Below are 23928 nucleotides of genomic sequence, written 5' to 3' on the forward strand. Positions count from 1 at the left end.
GAGATATTACCATGTATGGGTAATGTCCCTAGCTTTTTACGTGGTTAGTTAGAAGTTTACCTTTGCTTCTTCCACTAGGCTATCTGTTGCTTCATTTATACGTTCAATGTCAGCACCTAATGCCGCAAGCTTTTGGTGGAAGTCCACATAACCACGGTCTAAGTGCTTAAGTTCTGTAACACGTGTGTATCCATCTGCAACCAATCCGGAAAGAATAAGGGCAGCAGCAGCACGTAAATCAGTTGCGGCTACTTCAGCTCCTTGAAGCTGGGATTCTCCGTTGATGATAACAGAACGACCTTCAATTTTGATGTCACCGTTCATGCGTCGGAATTCCTCGACGTGCATGAAGCGATTTTCAAATACAGTTTCCGTAATCATACTTGTGCCTTTTGCACGAAGTAATAATGCCATCATTTGTGATTGCATATCAGTTGGGAAACCAGGATGTGGCATTGTTTTGATATCCACAGCATGTAATTGATCTGGACCAATGACACGTAAACCATCTTGTTCTTCAATGATGGTAACGCCCATTTCTTCCATTTTTGCAACTAATGAGCTGAGGTGTTCTGGTACTGCGCCTTGAACAAGAACATTACCGCCTGTGATTGCAGCTGCCACCATGAATGTGCCTGCTTCAATGCGATCAGGGATAATACTGTGAGTCGCTCCATGCAATTCTTTTACACCTTCGATGCGAATTGTACCAGTACCTGCGCCTCTAACGTTAGCTCCCATTGCATTAAGGAAGTTGGCTAGATCAACGATTTCCGGTTCTTTCGCACAGTTTTCAATAGTCGTCATTCCGTCTGCTAATGTAGCAGCCATCATGATGTTTTCAGTAGCTCCCACACTTGGGAAATCCATATATACTTTTGCACCACGAAGTCTACCATTGACCTCGGCATCGATATATCCATTTCCAACTTTCACAATTGCACCCATTGCTTCGAATCCTTTTAAATGCTGGTCAATCGGTCTTGAGCCAATTGCACAGCCGCCAGGAAGAGCAACTCTCGCATGGCCATTGCGTGCAAGCAATGATCCCATGACTAGTACAGATGCGCGCATTTTTCGAACATATTCAAAAGGTGCTTCCGTTTTTAGCTCTCTTGATGCATCAACAACGATTTGATTGTTTGCAAACGTAACGTCTGCATTTAAATAACGCAATACCTCATTAATCGTATACACATCTGAGAGCGTGGGTACTTCATTTATTACACTTTTTCCATTACTTGCTAATAAGGATGCAGCGATTACTGGCAAAACGGCGTTCTTTGCGCCTTCTACTTTGACTGTGCCGTTTAGCTTACGACCGCCGCGGACGATGATTTTTTCCAAGGTATTCCCCTCCGCGTCCCATTTTCTATATATTCATATTCATTCATTACAATTGGTGTTCCATCTCGAATGTGTTAAAAGAACCCAATCTTATTACATTCATACCTTTTTTGTGAGAAAGTACATTCACACTGCTGTAGTATATGCAAACCACCGGGCAAGTGTCTCTATTCTGATGTGATGAACCCAATTAGGTCGATCAAACTTTGTTTTTTAAATAATAGGCTAGCTCGTTGCTAAACGGGCATATCCTCATTGTTTTAAGGCTTCATTTTTTTTACAAAACCAATTTACATCATATCACTTAAGCATTCGCTGGCACAAGTGAAAAATGTGGGATTTTCGCACAAATTGTCGAAAAAGTTTAGGTCGTTTGTAGCAATGTTTTCACACGAAAATTTTACATAACTCACATAGTACATGTTATACGTAAGGAACTTTGTTTTTTTGAGGGTTTGTCTTCTTTTTTAGACAGTTTACATATGTGGATAACTATCTTGAAAAAGTAAGTACTTTTGATGACATTTCTAGAAGGGACTAACTTGCGGGCCACCGCTTGGGGTGATTCTTCCGTGAAAATCATCAACTTGGGTTCCTTCGTATTCTACTTCCAGCAAAAACCAATGTATTTTTCTATACCATTGGTATACTAAGGAATGTTTTTAAAAAAAGCATCATGACTCGTACTCTTATTTGATTTCCTCTCCTTACTTACATTTTTTCCGGATGTATCACGCAGGATACGTGGAAAGTAGTGGAGAGAACAGATGAAAACTACTTCGAATACTTTTACCTTAAACTTCTTGCATATATTATTCATTCATAAAGGACAAAGTAACAGTTAATTTAAGATAGTAGGTAATTGTTGTGACCAAAGAAGATAATCTAAGAAAAAATTGCTGACGGTCGATCCAATTGCAATCGTCACAAGAACGAGAAGAACGCGCACCTGAAAAATATGATTTGGCTTTACCAAATGCTCATATCGAATACTTTGCAGCGCCCACCATGTAACTGCAATAAAAATTAAATGTGAAATAATACTTATAAGTGCTTGATACCCAAAACCTGCTAACATAAACCCACTCCTTGAACTTTATTCAGCAGCAATTCCCCTTCAACAAGTGGGAAATGATGCAAAAAAGCATTCAAAATCCAGCCAGGGTTTAAACCCTCACTGAATAAAGATAAGCCTCCGGCGGATGCCACAGATTTATAAAGGAAGTATTTCGAGAAGCTCGAAAAAATCTGGGCGAAAATACGCCAAGGCGCATTTGATTATAAAAAAAGGAAATATGTATGAAACACACACCTATACATTTTAGCATTTTCTGTGACAGAAGTCCTCAAATACAAGCCTACAAAAAGCTACAATAATAAACACCAAAACAAAAGAAGAGGCATCCCCATACCTCTTCTTCTCATACACCCCTATTTGTTTGAAATGGAATGGCAACATTTCATGGTGCTGCCACCCAACTTTTATCCTATAAAATCTGCGAAGCTTTCGAATTGCTGGATGAATTCAAAGGCGACACCTGGGAAAATTCCAAAGCCAATGGTCCCAACCACTGCAACAATTAAAACAATCAACACACCTGCAGGTAATTTAATTTTTTCATCGTTTGCAGCAGGTCTAAAGAACATCTGTGTTAAAATTCCGAAGTAATAGAAATAGGATACAACGGTTGTTGCAATCATAATCGACGCCAGCACATAATGTGGTGGGCTCGTTACAAAAGCTCCAATGAAAATCTCTAGTTTTCCAATGAATCCTGCCGTTCCAGGGATACCTGCTAAAGAAAGGATAAACACTCCAAGTGCAACGGCTAACACGGGTGAGCGCTTATATAAACCTGCAAATTGACTAATATCCTCGGAGTCAGATTTCTGCGTGATCACCTGAAGAACCGCGAAGAATCCAAGGCTCATGAAGAGATAAGCAACTAAATAGAACCAAATCGCATCCATCATAAAATATGAGAAAGCTACAAATGCTACTAACAGGTATCCTGCGTGGGCAATACTTGAGTATGCCATCATCCGCTTTATATTTCGTTGTCTAAGCGCAATGGTATTCCCGATAATCATGGTTGCACCCGCTATGATTGCTAACAGGTCTTGCAGGTGGAACAATAAAAATTCTGCTTCACCATTTCCTGAGGGCGCTTGGATGAACCCTGTTACTATAATTCTTAAGATAATAACAAAGCCCGCTGTCTTTGAAACAACACTTAAAAACGCCGTAACAGGTGTTGGTGCTCCTTGATACACATCAGGTGCCCACATATGGAATGGAGCAGCCGCGATCTTAAAGGATAGTCCAACTACGATCATAAACAAAGCAAGTGCAACAAGATAGATATGTTGTGGATCCTGAAGGTTACCGAATGCTCCGAAAATCTCCCTTAAATTCGAGGTTCCAGTGAGTCCATAGACATAGCTGACACCGAATAAAAAGATGGCTGTGGAGACCGTTCCGTTAATGACATACTTCATCGCGGATTCATTTGATAACCTATTGCGTTTCCGAAGCCCAGCTAATATATAGGAAGAAATCGAGAGCAATTCTAATCCGACAAATAATGTAATCAAGTCACCACTTGATGTCATAATCATCGTACCTAAGAGTGCTGCTAGAAGTAAGTAGTAAAACTCACCACGATACTCAACAAGCCCCTCTTCGGGTTCATAGCTCATTGCTAGCAAGAGTACAAGTCCTGTCCCCACTAGTAAAATTAATTTAAAAGCAATCGCAAAGGAATCAAGTCTAAATGTATCGTACAAAATCGATGTGACATCATTCCCGATTAACGAAACCGTAAACCCGATTGCAACAAGGATTCCCACGACTCCAATCCAACCGAGTGGCCGTCGGTCCTTGTCTTTTCCCATAAATAAATCCAGTAACGATAGAAGGGTTGCAACACCGAGGATGATAAATTCAGGTGCCATAACTCCCCAATCAAAGCTTAGTAAAGTTTCTGTATCCATCGGCTCACCCTCCTAACCCTAGCATGATAGTTTCAAGTGCAACCTGAAGTGGCTGTGTAAGCACGTTAGGATAAACACCAATCAATACGATAAACGCAAGTAACACCAATACCGGTACCATTTCAATTGGACGTAAATCAACTGCTCCCTCATAGGAATGAATCGTCTTACCATATGTCACATGTAGTACTGCACGAAGCAAATACACAGCTGTCATAATAATGCCGATTGCCCCAACCGCAGCGAGAACTGGCATTTCCTTAAACAGCCCAAGGAATGCCATGAATTCACTAACGAATCCGGACATCCCAGGTAAACCAAGTGAAGCCATCGCAGCTGCTAATAAGAATCCAGCCGTTAGTGGCATCACCTTTGCAAGCCCACCAAGCTTATCAATATACGATGTGCCTGCTCTCTCGTACATGACCCCAATTAAGAAGAACAATAATGCTGAAATCAAGCCATGTGACACAACTTGGAATACGGCGCCTTGCACTCCCGCTTCATTCATCGCACCAAGTCCTATCAACACAATTCCCATATGCGAAATACTCGAGTACGCCAGAACCATTTTGAAGTCTTTTTGGACGAATGCTAAAAATGCCCCATACAAAAGATTGATTACTCCCAGCACCGCAACAATTGGAGCAAGTGTGCTGAATTCATCTGGGAAGAATCCCATTCCGAAGCGGATGATCCCGTAAGCTCCAATCTTTAAAAGGATTCCTGAGTGTATCATGACAATGGATGGCGGTGCTTGTACGTGAACACGAAGCATCCATGTATGAAGTGGAAAAATCGGCAATTTAATTCCAAATCCAATGATGATCGCAATCAATAATCCAAGTTTTAGGTCCTCAGAAAATGTACCTGGAATTGGCAAGCTATCTGCCGGGCTGGCAAAAATCGCCGTTAGTGCCGAAATATTCGTTGTTCCAGCCTTTGCAAAAATGATCATGATCACGATCAGCAAGATCGCGGAACCTAATCCGTTATAGATTAAAAAACTAAATGCTGCTTTTTCTTTTTCAAAATATCCCCACTTCCCAATGAGAAAAAACGTAGAGATTAAGGTCATTTCAAAGAACACGAAGAACAATAGTAAGTTCCCGGCTGTGAATACGCCAAGCATTCCTAGTTCAAGTAAAAGGAAGAGCATGAAGTAGCCTTTCCATTCCTTCTTGATATGAACGGATGCAATAGCAGCAAGTGTGGAAATCACAGTTGTTAAAAGAACGAGTACTAGGGTGAATCCGTTTAGACTCATCTCATAATTGACTTCCCACGGATTGCCTTTTGGCAGAAAGCCAAACCAATAGACTGATTCCTTTAGCTTTTCAAGGTCTCCGCCACCTGTATAAAACCCGTACACATAAAGAGCCAATACCAATGAAGGAATAGTAGCTAATACGCCAACTAATTTAATCGTTTTTTCCTCAGTTTTTGGTACAAAAGCAAGTAGTGCAATACCTAAAATCGGGAAGAATACTAAAAGTGAAAGAATAAATGAGCTCATCTTAAGTACCCCCCTGTCAGTGCCACAACAAGTAGTAAAATCGCTAATCCAACAAAGGCAACGGAAGTGTACATTTGAACTTGCCCGTTTTGAAGCTTAGCTCCAAGCTTTCCGATTCCTTGGGTTGCCATTGCCACGCCTTTTACAATTCCCCCTACTAAAAATTCATCTATATAGCGAAGGAATAAACTAAATACCTTTGTCGCGTAGACAACGGTCATGTTATAAAATTCATCAATAAAATATTTGTTATAGACGACACTATACATAATTGGTGCGCGAGAGCTGAAAAAGTCTCTTGAAATAGACTTCCGTTGATACATCCCATAGGCAAGCAGCAGACCAAATAGGGACGCAAATGTTGCAACAGCCATAATCCAACCTGGCCCTTCGTGATGACTTGGTCCATATAGGTTCGTACCTTCTGTTAACCAATCCCCTAAAAAGGTGCCAAACCAAGGTGTGTTCACATATCCTGCTACAACCGCTAGAACTCCAAGAACAATCATCGGTATTGTCATCACACTCGGTGATTCTTTGACATTTGTTTGTTTTCCTCTTGCCTCACCAGTGAACACCATGAAGAACAAGCGGAACATATAAAATGCAGTAAAGAAAGCCGCAATCACCGCTAACCAGAACAGCACGTAATTCCCTTGTGCCCAGGTCGCAATTAAGATTTCATCCTTACTGAAAAAACCTGAGAAAAATGGAACACCACTGATAGCTAAGGTCCCAATTAAGAATAGAGGACCTGTAATGCGAAGTTTTTTCCACAATCCACCCATTTCCTCAATGTTCTGTGTGTGAACAGCATGGATGACGCTACCCGCTGCCAAGAACAACAATGCTTTAAAGAAAGCATGTGTCATTAAGTGGAATACTCCTGCAACATACCCGGCAGATCCTAATGCAAGCATCATATAGCCAAGCTGACTCACAGTAGAGTAGGCCAGAACACGTTTAATATCCTTTTGTGCTAAACCTATTGATGCTGCAAAAATCGCTGTAATTCCTCCGATAATCGCAACTGTCATCAACGCGGCATGACTTGCAGCAAATAAAGGATACGTCGTTGCCACTAAATAAACCCCCGCCGCAACCATTGTAGCTGCGTGGATTAAAGCTGAAACAGGTGTCGGACCTTCCATCGCATCCGGCAACCAGGTGTGAAGTGGGAATTGACCAGATTTACCAACAGCTCCCACAAAAATTAAAATCGCAGTTAATGTGATCATGGTTGGTGAAATATCTCCAGCACCAACGGCGCTAAAAATTTCATCATATTCAAAGCTGTTAACTTGCCAGAATAATAGAATCATCCCAATTAATAAGCCTACATCTCCGATACGCGTCATAATAAACGCTTTTTTCGCTGCAGCTTTTGCTTCTTCCTTATAGAAATAGAAACCAATTAATAGGAATGAACCAAGTCCTACAAGCTCCCAGAAAATATACGTTTGGAGAAGGTTTGGAGAAATGACCAATCCTAACATCGCAAAAGTAAATAACCCAAGGTACGCATAGAAAACAGGAAAGCGCTCATCACCATGCATATACCCTTTTGAATACATATGTACTAAAAAACTGACAAGCGATACTACCACTAACATAAGTGCATTTAATTGATTGACTTCAAACCCCGCTGTTAAGTGAACATCCCCAATTGATAACCACGTGCTCTCATATTTGTATGTTGAGTTCCCAAGTCTCGAAATGAGAACCAACACCGAGTAGACGAATGAAATAAATGTTAGCAGAATGCCTAGATACGCACTCGACTCCTTCAATCGTTTACCGAATATAAGAAGGAACAAAAAAGAGATAAGCGGGAAAAGCGGTATGATCCATGCATTTTCCATCATCGTATCACAATCCCCTTCTTTGGCTTGCGGCTAAGGCTGAGTAGACCATTTGGTTCACAGCCTTTACCGGTACTTCATCAAATACGACTTAGCGTATTGTCGTTTTATTCTCCCAACAAAAGCTAGGTTAATGCTTCATCGTATTCATTTCATCAATATTAACTGTGCGTTTATTTAGGTACAACGCCATCAAAATAGCTAGACCAACAGCAAATTCAGCTGCAGCAATGGCGATTGTAAACAGTGAGAAAATTTGACCCGTAATTCCAGGGACCATTCCGTATTTACTAAAAGCCACAAAATTAATATTTACCGCATTTAGCATCAATTCAACAGAAATTAACACAATAACTGTATTTCTTTTTGTGAATGCCCCGTAAAGACCAATACAAAATAAAATTAACGCTAGGATGAGGTAGGCTGCTAATGGAACAGAACTCATTCCTCGTTCGCCTCCTCTACATTGTCTTTTTTCGCTAAGATGATTGCCCCTACTAACGCCACAAGTAAGACAACAGATGTTAATTCAAATGGAATCACGTATTTTGCATAAAGCTCCATTCCAATCTTCTCCGTATTGTTCACGTGCAGGTCTGTCGCTTGCCCTCCAAAATCCAAATCGTAAATGCCAAGGTAAACAGCAACACCAAATGCAAGGATTCCAAAAAGAACAAGGAAGGTTCGACCACGACTTACTTTTGGTTCGTTTGTGTCATTGTGTTTCGTCAGCATAATACCAAAGAGCATTAAAATGGTGATGGCCCCTGAGTAAATTAAGACTTGCACAGCTGCAACGAATTCTGCATGAAGCATCACATACAAACCTGCGATACTAATGAAGGTGAATACAAGTGCGATTACCATGTGGATGACCTTTTGGAGGTTCAGCATTAATATACCGCCGCCAATCGCACTAATTGCTAGGACTATGAATGCTAAAAATTCTCCAGTCACGCTTTATTCTCCTTCCTTACATTCGTATCATTTTCATCTAACCACTCAAGGTTTTTAAATAAGTCATCACGACTGTATTCCGCAAGTTCAAAGTTGTTTGTCATGACAATTGCTTCTGTCGGACAAACCTCAGTACATAGGTCACATAGAATACAAATTTCAAAGTTAATATCATAGGTATCAATTATTTTCCCTTTTTTGGTCGGGTCAGGGTGTTTTTTCCCGGTTAGCTGGATACAATCGGTTGGACAAATGTTGGCACATTGATTACATACGATACATTTTTCCGGATAAAATTTTTGAATACCACGAAAGCGATCTGGTAGTGGTAATGGTTCATTCGGATAATCATATGTGACTTTTTTATAGGTTAATTGATTAAGGGTATATTTCATCCCTTTCAGCAAGCCAAACATAGTTTGTCACCCCTTTATAAGGTAGTTTCGGTACACGAATCCTTTTTAGAAAAACGTTGTTTTCGCAAACATTGTTGTTTACTATATCGTTGACCTCCGCTTCAGGTGGACGCTTTCCGCGGGCGTGGCTTGATCCTCCTCAACGAAATGTGGAGGCGGCTTGCACAGAAACGAGAAAATTGGCCACTCCGACAAAGAGGCGTAATTTGCCTCTGAAGGAGGAGTTGAAATTTCCCGAGTTTCTAGCCGCTGCAACTGGACAGGTCGCTACTGCTCCTGCGGGGTCTCAAGTCTCACTCTTTTCCCGCTGGACTCTGAATTTGCTTCTTTGAAATAACCCACGCACGAAGAAAATGTGAATACATTTTCGAGGAGTCGCCACCTTACGCTCCAATCAACTAGGTTTGCACACTTATCAAAAAGCAACAAGTTTTTAGAAAAGAACCTAGAAAAATAATTCCTTAATTAAAGCCGATAAGAAGATGTTAGCTAATGCAATTGGAAGGAGTACTTTCCAACCGAATTCCATCAGTCTGTCAGCACGTAAACGTGGGAAGGTGGAACGGAACCAGATTAAAACAAAGATTACCAAGCTAAACTTTAATGAGAACCAAACGGCACCAGGTATAAAGTCTAGGAATAAAACTGGTTTCCAGCCTCCTAAGAAAAGAACGGTCGTTAAGGCTGCCATCGCAAACATATACACATATTCGGCAAGCATAAAGAAAGCCCATCTAAATCCTGAATACTCAATATGGAAACCAGCGACAATCTCTGATTCTGCTTCAGGTAAGTCAAATGGCACACGGTTTAATTCGGCAACAGACGCGATAAAAAATACAATAAAGGCAATCGGCTGTGCAAAAATAAACCAAACCTTATCCTGAGCTTCAACAATATCAGAAAGATTCAAGCTTCCAGATAATAAAATAACCCCAATCACTGACATCACCAGCGGAATTTCATAGGAAATCATCTGTGCAGCTGCACGCATTCCTCCCATGAGGGCATATTTATTATTCGATGCCCAACCACCTGCGACAATTCCAATCGTAGTGAGTCCAGATACGGCGATGTAATAGAGCAACCCCACCCCAATATCTGCAAATTTATAGCTTTCCGTAAACGGAAGTGCTGCCACAACCATGAAGGCTGGAGCAAACGCAAGCACAGGTGCAAGTATAAACAGGGGACGGTCCGCCACTTTCGGGATTACATCTTCTTTAATAAGAAGCTTTAATACGTCAGCCACTGTTTGTAAAAGCCCCCAGCGTCCCCCTACTTGGTTCGGACCCTGACGTGCTTGCATGAAGCCCATCACCTTACGTTCTGCAAGGATTCCATACGTAACGAATCCTAGGATGACTAATAGTAAGACGGTTGCAAGTAAAAAGAAAATACCAAAATTCAGCCAACTCGGAGGTGAATTCAGTAGGTTTTCTATCATTAGCCGTCAACCTCCCCGAGGACAATGTCGATTGCACCTAAAATGGTGATCAGGTTTGCCATATTCTCACCCTTTAAAAGCTTCGGGAGGATTTGGAGATTGTAGAATGACGGACGTCTGAATTTCAAACGATACGGTTCTTTTTTACCATCACTCGAAATATAGCAGCCAATTTCTCCACGTGGTGATTCAATTCGTACATATGCTTCACCCTTTGGTGCTTTAATTATTTTCGGAACCTTGGCCATAATCGGACCTTCTTCAGGGAATTGTTCCACAGCCTGTTCTACTATTTTAAGAGATTCCTCAATCTCTTCCATACGGCAGTGATAACGTGCCCATGCATCTCCACCGTCTCTCGTTGGTACGTCAAAATCAAAGCGGTCATAGATTGAATATGGCTCATCTTTTCTAAGATCCCATTTAACACCTGTACAACGAAGATTCGTACCACTTAGGGAGTAATTTAATGCATCTTCCTTCGTGTACTTTCCAACTCCAATGACACGGTCCCTGAAAATTTCATTTCCTGTTACTAGCTGGTGGTACCCTGGAAGCTGTGACCTCATATATGGAACAAATTCCTTTACCTTTTCAATCCAACCTTCAGGCGCATCCCATTTAACCCCACCTACACGCATGTAGTTAAAGGTCAGCCTTGCCCCGGAAAGCTCATTTAGTAAATTAATAATCATTTCTCTCTCTCTAAATGCATAAAGAAACGGTGTTGTTGCTCCGATATCAAGTAAATACGTGCCCCACCATACAAGGTGACTCGCAATTCGCCCCAATTCCATAGCGAGGATCCGTAAGTATTCAGCCCGCTCAGGAACCTCAATGTCCATCATTGTTTCAACCGCATGACAAAGTACATAGTTATTCGTCATCGCTGACAAATAGTCCATTCTGTCTGTGTACGGAATGATTTGTGTGTATTGCAAGTCCTCTGCAAGTTTTTCTGTTCCACGGTGTAGGTATCCAATTACGGGTGTAGCTTCTGTGATGATTTCTCCGTCAATTTTAACAACAAGACGGAATACTCCGTGCGTACTTGGATGCTGTGGCCCTACATTTAGGAGCATTTCTTCTGTACGAATCATATGCTACACCTCCACGTCAAACGGTTCATAGTCTTTTCTAAGTGGATGTCCCACCCAGTCGTCCGGCAATAGGATTCGTGTTAAATTTGGATGTCCTTCAAATTTAATCCCGAGCAAATCAAATGCTTCACGCTCTGGCCAATTTGCGCCTTCCCATAAAGGCTGTAAGGATGCAGTCGTTGGCTCATCACGGTCAAGCTTCACTTTTAATGCAACAGATTGACGGTTTTTATAAGAGTATAAGTGAACATACATTTCCATATGCGATTGGAAGTCTGTACCATGGAGTTCCGATAGATAATCAAATCCAAGCTGTTCATTAAACTTTAAAAACTGTGCAATCCTATAATATGTATCCGGCTTTGCAACAAGTGTTGGCACATCTTTTGATAATGTATTAATATATGAATCTTCTAAAACGTCACCACCTAGGTGCTCCGTGATTACTTTCACGTACTTATCCAAATATTTTTGGTTAGGTGACGGCGTTGCCTCTTCTTCTACTACTTCCCCAGGTGCTCCACCTGCAGCGGCTTTTGCTTTTGCTGCTGCCGCGGCCTTTGCCTTGGCTGCTGCAATTGCTTTCGCTTTTTCCTTCGCAAGATCGTCGCCACCACCGCCAGCTGCCGCTTTGGCTTTCGCTGCTGCCGCCGCTTTTGCCTTGGCTGCTGCTACAGCTTTCGCTTTCGCTTTTGCTAGTTCATCATCTGTTGATCCTTCGCCCGCTTTTTCAGCCGCCTTCTGCTTCGCCAGTGCTGCAGCCTTTGCTTTCGCTGCCGCAACCGCCTTTGCCTTCGCCTTCGCTAAGTCGTCATCACTTGATGCTCCACCAGCCGCTTTTTGCTTCGCTAATGCCGCGGCCTTCGCCTTTGCCGCCGCTGCTGCTTTCGCTTTCGCAGTTGCTTTGTCGTCTCCTTCTGACGTGTCCGCTGATGCGGCCTCTGCCGCCTTTTGCTTTGCTAGTGCCGCGGCCTTCGCCTTTGCTGCCGCTGCTGCTTTCGCTTTCGCAGTTGCTTTATCGTCTCCCTCTGACGTGTCCGCTGATGCAGCCTCTGCCGCCTTTTGCTTTGCTAGTGCCGCGGCTTTTGCCTTCGCTGCCGCTGCTGCCTTTTGTTTTGCAATGTCAATATTTACTTCTTCTGATGATTCTGAATCTTCATTAGACGCTGTCGCCTCTTCAGCTTGTAGTTTGGCCTTTTGCTTAGCTAGCGCCGCGGCCTTCGCCTTTGCTGCCGCAGCAGCTTTTGCCTTCGCAATATCTATATTTTCTTCCTTGGATTCCTCTTTATTTTTCGCTTCAGCTGCCTGTTTTTCGGCTAGTCGCTTTTTTGCAGCTTCCTTCGCCTTCTCTGCAGCCTCTCGCTTAAGTTGTTCCAGGTCTTTTTCTTCGCTCACGCTAAATCACCTTCTTCCCCGTTTTAGCCTCATAGCGAATCTTTTCTTTTAATTTATTAATCCCGTAAATAAGTGCAGCTGGGTTTGGTGGACAGCCTGGGATGTATACATCAACAGGTACAATCTGGTCGACCCCTTTCACAACCGCATATGATTTCACATAAGGACCCCCTGCTGTTGCACATGAACCCATCGCAATGACCCATTTTGGTTCTGGCATTTGATCATACAATCTCTTTAAAACCGGTGCCATCTTCTTGGTCACTGTACCTGATACAATCATGCAATCGGACTGACGTGGAGATGTTCGGAAAAAGGAACCAAATCGATCCAAATCATAGTGGGAAGAACCTGTCCCCATCATTTCAATTGCACAACAAGCTAGACCAAATGTAAGTGGCCACAACGAATTACTTCGCGCCCAACCTTTCACCTGCTCTAGCGTCGTCATAAATACACTTCTCTTTAACTCTTCCATCTCTAAATCTGAAATTCCATCAATTTTTAAATCCATTTTAACACGCCCTTCTTCCAAGCATATACTAAGCCGATAACGAGCATAACAACGAAAATCAACATCTCAACTAATGCGAAAATCCCGAGTTTTTCGTAGGCAACTGCCCATGGATATAAAAATACAGTCTCAACATCAAAAATAACAAACAATAACGCAAAGATATAATAGCGTACATTAAACTGTACACGCGAATCATGGAATGGCTCAATCCCACTCTCATATGTAGTAGCCTTCTCCTCACTCGGTGCATGTGGCCGTAGCAACTTCCCCAAAAACAACGCCACAATCGGGAGTAGAATTCCCAACAACAAGAAGACAACCACAATCAAGTAATTATTCAAATACTGATTCAACAGATCCTCCATGTAGCCCCCTCCGATATCTAATATAATCAAATGCGCCATGGCGTATTTGCACCCGATTTATTTTCAAGCTTGCGAAAAGTTTCTTTTCAAAATCGAGGCATCCGCCGGAGGCAAACTTTATTCAGTCACGTTTGGAACACACCACAATTATGTATTCAAATTTCATCACCAACTCGAAAAAGTATGGAACAGCACTGAATAAAATTTTATTGCCAAAATATTATAAATGTAACCGAATACATTATAGCACTTTTCCCAGCCTAGTGTCGACCAAACCTGGCACATATTCTACGAAATTACCATTTAAGACAAATAAAGTAAAAATGGGCAGAAAAAGCTTGTAATTCTAGTCATTTTTTCTTTAATTTATTGTTTCAGCCGGGGCTGAAATGATGTGCTTTACGTTCATTAAAAATAACAATTTCTATTTTTATAGAACAATAGTAAGGATCTTCATTTTTTCAATCATGTGATTCATGCCTCGAACAAGCTTTTTCACCAACTGAGGGTACGAATACACTTTATTCGTATCAATGCAATATACATTTATTCCTTTGGCTGTTTTCGCAAACTTTGTTGTTTTTATATCGTTGACTTCCGCTTCAGGTGGACGCTTTCCGCGGGCGTGGCTTGAGCCTCCTCGTCGCCACCTTACGCTCCAATCAACTTGGTTTGCAATTTATTAACAAAAAGCAACAATCTTTTAGAAAAGAGCCATACCTTTTGACTGTAAAATTACCTCACCAAAACCTGCATCTCCAACTCCATTCAATCCCTCCAACCTCTATCGTCCATAAATTTTAAATATTGTCCTATACTAATAGACTATTGTCCATAAACGAAAAATATCAGCCATAAATCAAAATTATTGTCCAAAAAAGGAAAGAGCCATGAAAACAAGCGGTTCTTATGCATAAGCTTTACCTTCAACGCACAACCTATAATAGGAAATGATTGATATTAAGGTGGCTTTAAATGAAAGGAAAGCTTATAAGCGCAGTTCATATATATGTACTTTTGATAATGTCTACCGGTTTTATGGTACATGTCCAGATTCTCCCTGTACTCTTATCAACTTCGAACAGGGATTCATGGTTAAGTGTTATTTTTAGCACGATTCCATTCATTATCTGGATTCTACTTGTTTACTATCTCTATAAAAAAATAAATGGGCAAACTGACATATTTTCATTGCTTAGTAAAAAAGTTAAATATAAATGGATTTACACTTTGCTAAACGGAATACTTGGTTCTTATTTCTTACTTGTAGCCTTGGTTACGTTAAAGTTCACATTTATATGGGCAAAAGGGAACTATTCTCTTGATACCCCAGACTTTGTTATTATCATCATGTTTGCTGTTGTATGTTTTTATGCTTCATTAAAAGGATTACTGACGATAAGTACAATCGCTTTTATTTCTTTACCTGTTGTATCTATCTTTGGTTTCACAGTTGGAATTGGAAACACACCGAGGAAGGATTATGAATTACTTTTTCCGTTTTTTGAAAATGGGTACAGTGAATTTTTGCAAGGAATCCTTTATTCATGCTCAGGTTTATTTGATATCGTTTTTTTATTGTTTTTAACCCCTTTTATCCAAAACAAACTTAAAGCTAAGTGGTTAATTCTGACTGGATTCATGCTTGTATGCTTAATTTTAGGCCCCCTAACAGGAGCTCTATCTGAATTTGGACTACAAGAGGCTGTAAAGCTGAGAAATCCTGCCTATGAAGAATGGCGATTGTTAAAAATAGGTGAACATATTACCCGATTAGATTTCCTGTCCATGTTTCAGTGGCTTTCAGGGGCTTTCGTTCGAATAAGTTTATGTTTGTTTATTGTGGAAAAGCTCTTTACGTTTCGAAAAAGCGCAAAATGGGTGCTTCCTACCCTTTATTCAATTCTAATTTTAGGTGTTTATATTCCATGGGATGCGCATTCCTTTTTTTTATTTTTAAAAAATATTTATTTCCCGATCAGTCTTGGTGTTCAAATCTTCATTTTACTATTCTTTTTATTACTGATTCATTTGGCGGGTGAAAAACATGGAGAAAGTAAAAGTGAACAAAGTTGAAGTCCTCATAAGCAATCTGAAGAATTGGTTTGAAAGTTCTTCAGATATCGTAGTTAAAGAGAAGTCGTATGGAGAATTCACAATAACATTCATGTATTGCCCTCATTTAGTAGATATAAATAATATGAATCAAGTCATTTTTCCAACCATCTACGATGTGTGGGAATCAAATGGATTCTTAACCTATGATGTAATCAGCAATGTCCTCGATGTAAATAAGCCCAAAGATTTTAACCATGCAAAACAAGAAATCGAAGAAAAACTATACTCAGGAGAATTGCTTATTTTTAGTCATGACTTAAAAGATCTTTTTTTTATCCCTGTATCAAAGATTCCAAAGCGGAGTCCTGAAGAATCAAATTTAGAATCCTCTATTAGGGGGCCTCGAGATGGATTTGTAGAGAATATATCGGATAATATGGCGTTAATCCGTCAAAGGTTAAAAACCTCTTCTCTTAAAAGTGTTGAATTCTCCATTGGAGAACGAAGTCGTACAAAAGTAGTCCTGCACTATATAGACGATATTATTAATCCATCTGTATTGGAAGAGGTCAAAAAACGAATTGAATCCATTAAAGTGGATATTCTCGTTAGCAGCTATTCGCTCGAGGAACGCCTATTTGATAGTTCATTTTCTATCTTCCCCCTGATGGATCATTCAGGAAGACCGGATTTCGCTGTAAAATCATTGACCCAAGGGAGATTTGTCATTTTAGTAGACGGAAGTCCATCTTGTTTAATAGGTCCCACTAGTTTTAATCAAACCTTATTTTCACCTGAAGATATGCACGATAGTTTTTATTACATCAGTGTTGTTAGGATATTCAGGCTCTTTGCGCTCCTAATCACCATTTTTCTACCTGGATTTTATATTTCTTTAATCTCCTTTCAAATCGACCAACTACCATATCCACTCGTCGCAACGATATCGGCATCTCGATTAGGTCTCCCGTTATCCGCACCAATGGAGACATTTTTGATGCTCGCCTTATTTGAATTATTTAAAGAGGCAGGGGTTCGTCTTCCAAAACCCGTTGGACAGACTGTGGCTGTTCTAGGTGGATTATTTATCGGAGATGCAGCAATTCGCGCGGGCTTAACTTCGCCTTCCTGTCTAGTCGTGATTTCAATTACCGTCATTTCTGGTTACATACTGATAAATCAAACCATATCAAACAATATTGTGATCTTGCGATTTTCTGTCCTATTGATTTCTTCGTTCCTAGGATTATATGGTTTTTTCATTGCATTATTCATTATTATGACTATACTTGTTTCATCAGAAAGCTTTGGTTATCCTTATGTGACATCCTTATATCGACCTAAGCCTAGAGATCTGATCAATAGTTTGATTAGGCTCCCCTTTCCCTTTATGAAAAAACGAAACCAAGCATTTCAACCAGTAGATTCTGATCGTGAGGCACAAAAGGAGTAGGCTATGAAAAAAACTCTTCTTGTTATCATCATATGGATTATAGTTGTGACCCTTGTCGGTTGTGGAGCAAAAGAAATTCAAAGTCAAGCATATATTACAGGGATAGGGATTGATTACGCAGATGGTGAATTTATTGTCTATATCCAAGCTCAGAATTTTGCAAATATCGCAAAGCAGGAGGGTACGTCTTCACTCCAAGAATCCGTACCAAATTTGATTGGAGAAGCTAAAGCGAAAACTATATACGCTGCCTTAAATGAATTGGAGCAAAAATCACCACTGCCATTTTATTATGGACATGTGAATACCATCATTTTAAGTGAGAATGTGATAAAGGATCAAATGAAATCCGTAATAGAGTATATTGGGCAAAATCCATTATTGCGGTACAATCTCTGGTTTTTTGGGACTAAGGAGAATGTCAAAGATATCTTATTAGGAGATAGTTTCTTTAACTTTGCTTCCCTTTACACGATCATTCACAATCCAGACCTGCTTTTGATAAATAATTATATTATCCCAATCAAAGAATACAATCGTTTTATTTCCACCTATTATCAGCCTACAGGATCATTTATCATCCCTTCTCTCTCATTAAACGATGCGAGTTTCTCAGAGGAGGATAAAAAAAATAAAATCGCCATTGTATCAGGTGGGTTTGCGGTATCACAGCAACAATACAAAGGGTGGATAGCTAAAGAAGACTTAGTAGGATTAAAGTGGTTATCTAAGGATATAAACAACATTCCATATAATTTAATAGAAAATAAGATAAGTTTAATTATCCAAAAACCTAAAATGACAATAAAGGTCGACCGTGGCTCAACACCCACCTATCAATTGACTCTAAAAATGAATGTTCAAATTGCACAAAACCAGGAAAATCTTAGCTATACCGAGATAAAAAAGGAAGTCGAAAAACAAATTAAAAAAGAACTTGAAAAGACCATACAAAAAAGCGATGCTATACAAACAGATCTATTAAACATCAGCGAAAAGGCATATCGGTATCATTTAAAAGAATGGGATTTAGCTACGATTAATTCGGTTAGTAAGGATTCTATTAAAAAGATTGATGTTAAAGTGAATATTATTAAAACTGTGCATTACAAAAGATAGATAATAATAACCTACAAAACCCCCCAGAATCTAAAGGACTCTGGGGGTTTTCAATACTAAAATTAGTATATGTTTGGGGTTATTTATCATTGATGGCACGTTTTAAAGTGATAAGATCTACATTCTCTTGTTTCGCCTGCAAGCGTTGTTCTGCACGCTTTTTTGCTTCTCTAGTACGTTCAACGTCAATTGCTTCAGCTGTTTTTTGCAGCCTTGAGCAAGGATCGTTGCTAGGTAGCCCCGAACTCACATTTACCCCTCGAACTCAATCGTCACCTCTAGCTCCTCTAAATAATTAGGAGCTTTTTGTTTATAGGTAACCACCTTTATATCCTCGACTGCTAGATTAGCCTCACACTGTATAAGATACTGATTGGTCGTGCCTTCTACTCTTTTTGGAGCATTCTCAGAATAATAGGCATTCCCATTTGTATCCTCAATCCAAATACTATTTGACTGGAAGTACCCATTATCTCCAGTGGTCTCTACTGTAAGCGTCACGATCCCATCTTCACTCTTAATATCCAATACCGATGTTTCTCCGATTTCACCTTGTGGAAGTACCAGCTGTTTTCCTTCCCATTTGGTTCTAACTTCTTCTGCTTTCTCCTCAGTTACATCCCACAGATAGGGTTTAATGGTCAGTGACTTTGGAATATTCTCCAGAGGCTCAAAGTATTGTTTCAAAGTCTGCACAAATTTCCCCTTTGACAAACCACCACTTCCACCTCCACTTAAAGGTTGCAGCACACGTCCTTGGTCGTCAATAACCTGATAATCCATCCATTCATATTTATTATTATTGTAAGTTTTTTCATCCATAATTTGACGCATTGCAATTTCAGTACTCGTCGGGAAAAATGTAACCTTATCGACTTGAATCGTTAAATCTTGCGTTTCCAACAACTCATTCACTAAAAATGCTTGATTAGTTCCTTGTTTCTTAATTGGTAATTCCACATCCAATGATTTTTCTTTTTTCGACTTGATTCCTAGCGTAAAATTCTCAGGAAGTTCCTCACGAATTTTAATGCTTATGACTCCAGCATAATCTCCATTTTTTAATTCCTCACCACGTCCTCCCATCCCATAGCTGACTCCTTTCCCATCAATAGTCAACCATAAGTCGGATAGAAAATCAGTAGACTGTTTGTGATCCACTTGTGTATACGATTCAATCAGGTACCCAATATGGATCTGTGAACCATCATAAAGGCTTTCTGTGAAAGTAATCACTTGCCCATTTACTTCTACTTGTTGCCCAAGTAATGTCGTCAGCCCTTCTTCTTCACCCTTTTCAGTTCCAATATCCCCTACCATTTTAAAGATTGAACCGATTACAGGAACAGACCTCATTGTTTCGGCTAATGTCGGTGACATAAACGATATCCCAAAGAGAAGGAACCCTACAATAAAAATGGCAGCAGCTGAATAATAGAAACGTGGATATGTTTTCTTCTTCGGAAGGGATCGGAGTGTTTCATTCATGCGGTGCTCCACACTTACAGGAAGCTGTGGATTTGCCTTTAGCCTTATTTGCTCTTCCCATTTGTCCATATGGATCCCCCCTCAATTTCATTCCATAGTTCACGCATTTTTTCACGGGAACGGCGTAATCTCGTTTTAATCGTATTTTCAGGAACCTCATAAATATGAGCTAACTCCAAAATCGATATTCCCTCAATATGAAAAAGCTTCAACAACCGAGATTGCTCTTCCGGTAATTTTTCGAGCATTTGCTCAACCTCGACTTTTTCATAACCAGTTTCCTTTATTGGAGTTTCTAACCATTCCTCCATATTAACCACATTCTTTTTCTGTCTTAGCAGCTGGTAACATTCATTTATGACAATTTTGCACAACCAGCTTTTAAAATACATAGGCTCTCTCAACGTATCAATCTTTTCGTATGCTTTGATGATAGCCTCCTGTATCACATCCGCACAGTCCTCATCGTTCGATAAAATTGTCTTTGCCACGCGATACATCAAAAGCTTATGTTCGATAATCAGTTTTTCAAAGGAAGACTTGCTCCCACGCTTAGCCTTTTTCACCTCTTTTGCGATATCCAAAGTATGCTCTCCTTTCCGAGTCAACCTACTTCTTAGATACAAGAAAAAGACCTAAGGTTTCATCAAAAATAAAAATTTCCAATATTCTTTTTAGACTGTATGTAAAAAAACATTTTTACAGCCACATAAACCCTGTATGCACCGTAAAAAGGGGAATGTTAAATTTTCATTCTATAAACGTTTTATTGATTCTTTTGGTTATATAACAGTTCTATCAATATTATTCCGGTTCTATCGATTTTAGCAACATCCTCTTACCTGTCAATGTAAATGGTTCCTCATATACAAAAAACCCCCGGGCCATAGGCCACAGGGGTTCCAAATACTAATTTAGTATTTATTTTGTGTTACGTTTAATCGATTGATGGCACGTTTTAAAGCGAGCTCTGCCCGTTTAAAATCTACATTATCTTGTTTCGCCTGCAAGCGTTGTTCTGCGCGCTTTTTCGCTTCACTAGCACGTTCAACGTCAATCGCTTCAGCTGTTTCGGCAGCTTGAGCAAGGATTGTTACTTGGTCAGGACGAACCTCGAGAAAGCCTCCACTTACAGCCACAAGTTCAGTGTTGCCTTCCTTCTTAAGTCTAACTGCTCCTACTTGAAGAGGAGCAACCATAGGAATATGTCCTGGTAGGATACCAAGCTCACCGCTTTGAGCTTTGGCACTTACCATTTCCACATCAGCTTCATAAACTGGGCCATCAGGAGTCACGACATTGACTTTTACTGTCTTCATTTTATACCCTCCTAGGTCCCGTTAATTATGCTTCAACACCCATGCGCTTTCCAGCTTCTACTGCTTCTTCAATTCGACCAACTAGACGGAACGCATCTTCTGGAAGATAGTCGTATTTTCCTTCTAGGATTTCCTTGAATCCACGAACAGTTTCTTTAACTGGTACGTATGAACCTGGTTGTCCAGTGAACTGCTCCGCAACGTGGAAGTTTTGAGATAAGAAGAATTGGACACGACGCGCACGGTGTACGACTAACTTATCCTCATCACCTAACTCATCCATACCTAGGATTGCGATGATATCTTGTAGTTCACGGTAACGTTGTAATGTTTGTTGTACTTGACGTGCAACATTGTAGTGCTCTTCGCCAACAACCTCAGGAGATAAAGCACGAGAAGTAGATGCTAATGGATCCACCGCTGGGTAGATACCCATCTCAGAAAGCTTACGCTCAAGGTTTGTTGTTGCATCTAAGTGAGCAAACGTTGTAGCTGGAGCCGGGTCAGTATAGTCATCGGCAGGAACATAAATCGCTTGGATTGATGTTACAGATCCAACGTTTGTTGATGTAATACGTTCTTGTAATTTACCCATCTCAGTTGCTAGAGTTGGTTGGTAACCAACGGCAGATGGCATACGGCCAAGTAGGGCTGATACTTCAGAACCTGCTTGAGTGAAACGGAAAATGTTATCAATAAAGAATAACACGTCTTGGCCTTGCTCATCACGGAAGTATTCCGCCATTGTAAGACCAGTTAAAGCTACACGCATACGTGCACCTGGTGGTTCGTTCATTTGTCCGAATACCATCGCTGTTTTTGAAATAACTCCAGAGTCTTTCATTTCGTAGTATAAGTCGTTTCCTTCACGAGTACGCTCACCTACACCAGCGAATACGGAAATACCACCGTGTTCTTGTGCGATGTTGTTGATAAGCTCTTGGATAAGAACCGTTTTACCAACTCCGGCACCACCGAATAGACCGATTTTTCCACCTTTAATATATGGAGCAAGAAGGTCTACTACCTTAATACCAGTTTCAAGAATCTCAACCTCAGTTGAAAGTTGTTCGAATGTTGGTGCTTCTCTATGAATTGCATCACGACGTGCATCAGCAGGTACTGGTGCATCAAGGTCAATGCTTTCACCTAGAACGTTAAATACACGTCCAAGTGTTACATCACCAACTGGTACCGAAATCGGCTTCCCAGTATCAGTAACCTCTAATCCACGAACTACACCGTCAGTAGATGACATCGCAACTGTACGTACAGTGTCATCACCTAGGTGAAGCGCAACTTCTAATGTTAAATCGATGTTAACTTCGTTTGCATCACGCGCACTATGTTTAATAGTAAGGGCGTTATAAATCTCAGGAAGATGGCCGCTGTCAAACTGTACGTCTACAACAGGACCCATAACTTGGGTAACGCGTCCTTTTGTCATCGTTTTCCCTCCTAACTTACTTTTAGGAAGTTCAAAAAGTCCGGGAAAAATTGCTGTCGAATCTCTTCGTTGGCTTGCTTCTCCGGTGCTCATGTATTACCTCATACACTCCGCTCCTCAAAGCTTCGCCGCCTCGACCTTCTCCGCCCTTTTTGTCCTCCTTTTTGAACGTCTATTGACATAAAGTATGTTAATTTTATTTTTTATTTTTACTCTAAAGCTGCTGCTCCACCGACAATTTCCGTAATTTCTTGCGTAATTGCCGCTTGACGTGCACGGTTGTATGAAAGAGTAAGTGAGTCGATAAGCTCTTTTGCATTGTCTGTCGCATTTTTCATCGCAGTCATACGAGCTGAGTGTTCACTTGCTTTTCCGTCTAAAAGTGCTCCGTAGATGAGACTTTCAGCATACTGAGGTAGCAATACCTCTAAGATATCTTCTTGTGAAGGTTCAAATTCATAAGAAGTTTGTTTTTTGTTTGCAGCTAAGTCCGTTAATGGAAGTAGCTTTTTCTCCGTTACATCGTGTTGAATCGCACTTACGAAGTGGTTATACCACATGTAAAGCTCATCATACGTACCATCCGCGAACATGTTCACAGTAGCATTGGCAATATCTTTAATTTCAGCAAAAGATGGCTGATCAGATAAACCAGCGATTTCTAAGCTAACCGAAATTCCTCTTTTTACAAAGAAGTCTCGGCCAACACGACCGATTGCGATTACTGTGAACTCGTCTGTGCTTTTATGACGTTTTTGCATCGCTTGGTATGCACCACGAATCACGTTACTGTTATATGCGCCAGCTAATCCACGGTCAGAAGTAATGACGATATAAGCAGTCTTCTTAATTGGTCTAGAAATTAGCATTGGATGACTTGCATCCGAGCTGCCTACTGCGATATTCGCAACGACCTCTTGAATTTTTTCCATATAAGGAACAAACGATTTTGCATTTGCTTCAGCACGGCTAAACTTAGATGCTGAAACCATCTGCATCGCTTTAGTAATTTGACTTGTTTTCTTCGTTGAAGTGATTCTTGTTTTTATATCACGTAAGGATGCCAAAGGTTCTCACCACCTTTTCCTCGATTATTCGTAAACGCTTTGGAACCGAGTCTTCCTAGCT

The 23928-nt window shown here is 40.5% G+C and carries 22 protein-coding genes; 3 read left to right on the plus strand and 19 right to left on the minus strand.

What is annotated here, in order from left to right; all coding sequences use genetic code 11:
• Window positions 1-48 precede the first annotated feature (48 nt).
• The 13 genes from murA to NST91_RS24460 all read right to left on the minus strand — a co-directional run bounded on the left by murA (window position 49) and on the right by NST91_RS24460 (window position 13916).
• A complete protein-coding gene (gene murA / locus NST91_RS24400; RefSeq protein WP_121448482.1) occupies window positions 49-1347 on the minus strand; it encodes a UDP-N-acetylglucosamine 1-carboxyvinyltransferase in 1299 nt (432 codons plus the stop codon).
• An 841-nt stretch (window positions 1348-2188) separates the two neighbouring features.
• Window positions 2189-2425 carry a DUF1146 family protein gene (locus NST91_RS24405; RefSeq protein ID WP_099354564.1) on the minus strand — a complete coding sequence of 79 codons (237 nt, stop codon included), beginning with the start codon at window positions 2423-2425 and terminating at the stop codon, window positions 2189-2191.
• Window positions 2426-2829: 404 nt separating this feature from the next.
• On the minus strand, window positions 2830-4341 hold the full coding sequence (nuoN, locus tag NST91_RS24410; protein ID WP_341333229.1) for an NADH-quinone oxidoreductase subunit NuoN: 1512 nt from the start codon (window positions 4339-4341) through the stop codon (window positions 2830-2832).
• A 4-nt stretch (window positions 4342-4345) separates the two neighbouring features.
• Window positions 4346-5857 (minus strand): NADH-quinone oxidoreductase subunit M, encoded by a 1512-nt coding sequence (locus NST91_RS24415; RefSeq protein WP_341333230.1) that lies wholly within the window; start codon window positions 5855-5857, stop codon window positions 4346-4348.
• Window positions 5854-7722 (minus strand): NADH-quinone oxidoreductase subunit L, encoded by a 1869-nt coding sequence (nuoL, locus tag NST91_RS24420; RefSeq protein WP_341333231.1) that lies wholly within the window; start codon window positions 7720-7722, stop codon window positions 5854-5856. Before nuoL ends, NST91_RS24415 begins: the two co-directional genes overlap by 4 nt.
• Window positions 7723-7849: 127 nt before the next feature.
• A complete protein-coding gene (gene nuoK / locus NST91_RS24425) occupies window positions 7850-8164 on the minus strand; it encodes an NADH-quinone oxidoreductase subunit NuoK (protein ID WP_341333232.1) in 315 nt (104 codons plus the stop codon).
• Window positions 8161-8676 (minus strand): NADH-quinone oxidoreductase subunit J, encoded by a 516-nt coding sequence (locus NST91_RS24430; protein WP_341333233.1) that lies wholly within the window; start codon window positions 8674-8676, stop codon window positions 8161-8163. The genes nuoK and NST91_RS24430 overlap by 4 nt, the downstream gene beginning before the upstream one ends.
• Window positions 8673-9092: an NADH-quinone oxidoreductase subunit NuoI gene (nuoI, locus tag NST91_RS24435; RefSeq protein WP_010677182.1), complete on the minus strand. Its 420-nt coding sequence runs from the start codon at window positions 9090-9092 to the stop codon at window positions 8673-8675. Before nuoI ends, NST91_RS24430 begins: the two co-directional genes overlap by 4 nt.
• Before the next feature lie 445 nt (window positions 9093-9537).
• Window positions 9538-10539, minus strand: coding sequence for an NADH-quinone oxidoreductase subunit NuoH (gene nuoH, locus NST91_RS24440; protein WP_121448488.1), 1002 nt, complete (start codon window positions 10537-10539; stop codon window positions 9538-9540).
• Window positions 10539-11639 carry an NADH-quinone oxidoreductase subunit D gene (locus tag NST91_RS24445; protein WP_341333234.1) on the minus strand — a complete coding sequence of 367 codons (1101 nt, stop codon included), beginning with the start codon at window positions 11637-11639 and terminating at the stop codon, window positions 10539-10541. Before NST91_RS24445 ends, nuoH begins: the two co-directional genes overlap by 1 nt.
• A gap of 3 nt (window positions 11640-11642) precedes the next feature.
• Window positions 11643-13034, minus strand: a complete 1392-nt coding sequence (locus tag NST91_RS24450) for an NADH-quinone oxidoreductase subunit C (protein WP_341333235.1) — start codon at window positions 13032-13034, stop codon at window positions 11643-11645.
• A 1-nt stretch (window position 13035) separates the two neighbouring features.
• Entirely contained in the window at window positions 13036-13548 is a 513-nt protein-coding gene (locus NST91_RS24455) for an NADH-quinone oxidoreductase subunit NuoB (RefSeq protein ID WP_121448491.1), read from the minus strand.
• Window positions 13539-13916, minus strand: coding sequence for an NADH-quinone oxidoreductase subunit A (locus NST91_RS24460; protein WP_099360914.1), 378 nt, complete (start codon window positions 13914-13916; stop codon window positions 13539-13541). The genes NST91_RS24455 and NST91_RS24460 overlap by 10 nt, the downstream gene beginning before the upstream one ends.
• 975 nt (window positions 13917-14891) lie before the next feature.
• Here NST91_RS24460 and NST91_RS24465 point away from each other — a divergent pair.
• The 3 genes from NST91_RS24465 to NST91_RS24475 are packed head-to-tail and all read left to right on the plus strand — an operon-like array spanning window position 14892 to window position 18546.
• Window positions 14892-15992, plus strand: a complete 1101-nt coding sequence (locus NST91_RS24465; RefSeq protein ID WP_341333236.1) for a GerAB/ArcD/ProY family transporter — start codon at window positions 14892-14894, stop codon at window positions 15990-15992.
• The gene (locus tag NST91_RS24470) at window positions 15979-17427 is read left to right on the plus strand and encodes a spore germination protein (RefSeq protein WP_341333237.1); all 1449 of its coding nucleotides are present in this window, start codon (window positions 15979-15981) and stop codon (window positions 17425-17427) included. Before NST91_RS24465 ends, NST91_RS24470 begins: the two co-directional genes overlap by 14 nt.
• A gap of 3 nt (window positions 17428-17430) precedes the next feature.
• The gene (locus tag NST91_RS24475; protein ID WP_341333238.1) at window positions 17431-18546 is read left to right on the plus strand and encodes a Ger(x)C family spore germination protein; all 1116 of its coding nucleotides are present in this window, start codon (window positions 17431-17433) and stop codon (window positions 18544-18546) included.
• A 79-nt stretch (window positions 18547-18625) separates the two neighbouring features.
• On the opposite strand, the gene NST91_RS24480 is transcribed toward NST91_RS24475, so the two are convergent.
• The 6 genes from NST91_RS24480 to NST91_RS24505 form a co-directional block, all read right to left on the minus strand.
• Window positions 18626-18796: an ATP synthase delta/epsilon chain alpha-helix domain-containing protein gene (locus NST91_RS24480; RefSeq protein WP_341333239.1), complete on the minus strand. Its 171-nt coding sequence runs from the start codon at window positions 18794-18796 to the stop codon at window positions 18626-18628.
• A 2-nt stretch (window positions 18797-18798) separates the two neighbouring features.
• Window positions 18799-20103, minus strand: a complete 1305-nt coding sequence (locus tag NST91_RS24485) for a DUF4179 domain-containing protein (protein ID WP_341333240.1) — start codon at window positions 20101-20103, stop codon at window positions 18799-18801.
• Window positions 20079-20618, minus strand: coding sequence for an RNA polymerase sigma factor (locus tag NST91_RS24490; RefSeq protein WP_341333241.1), 540 nt, complete (start codon window positions 20616-20618; stop codon window positions 20079-20081). The genes NST91_RS24485 and NST91_RS24490 overlap by 25 nt, the downstream gene beginning before the upstream one ends.
• A 330-nt stretch (window positions 20619-20948) precedes the next feature.
• Complete coding sequence (locus tag NST91_RS24495) at window positions 20949-21353, minus strand: F0F1 ATP synthase subunit epsilon (RefSeq protein ID WP_099360911.1); 405 nt, start codon at window positions 21351-21353, stop codon at window positions 20949-20951.
• 25 nt (window positions 21354-21378) lie between these two features.
• Complete coding sequence (atpD, locus tag NST91_RS24500; protein ID WP_341333242.1) at window positions 21379-22800, minus strand: F0F1 ATP synthase subunit beta; 1422 nt, start codon at window positions 22798-22800, stop codon at window positions 21379-21381.
• 209 nt (window positions 22801-23009) lie between these two features.
• Window positions 23010-23867 (minus strand): F0F1 ATP synthase subunit gamma, encoded by an 858-nt coding sequence (locus tag NST91_RS24505; RefSeq protein ID WP_121448501.1) that lies wholly within the window; start codon window positions 23865-23867, stop codon window positions 23010-23012.
• Window positions 23868-23928 lie beyond the last annotated feature (61 nt).

Origin of the sequence: Ferdinandcohnia sp. FSL W7-1320 (assembly GCF_038050315.1) — a bacterium.
Classification (GTDB): domain Bacteria; phylum Bacillota; class Bacilli; order Bacillales; family Bacillaceae_L; genus Ferdinandcohnia; species Ferdinandcohnia aciditolerans.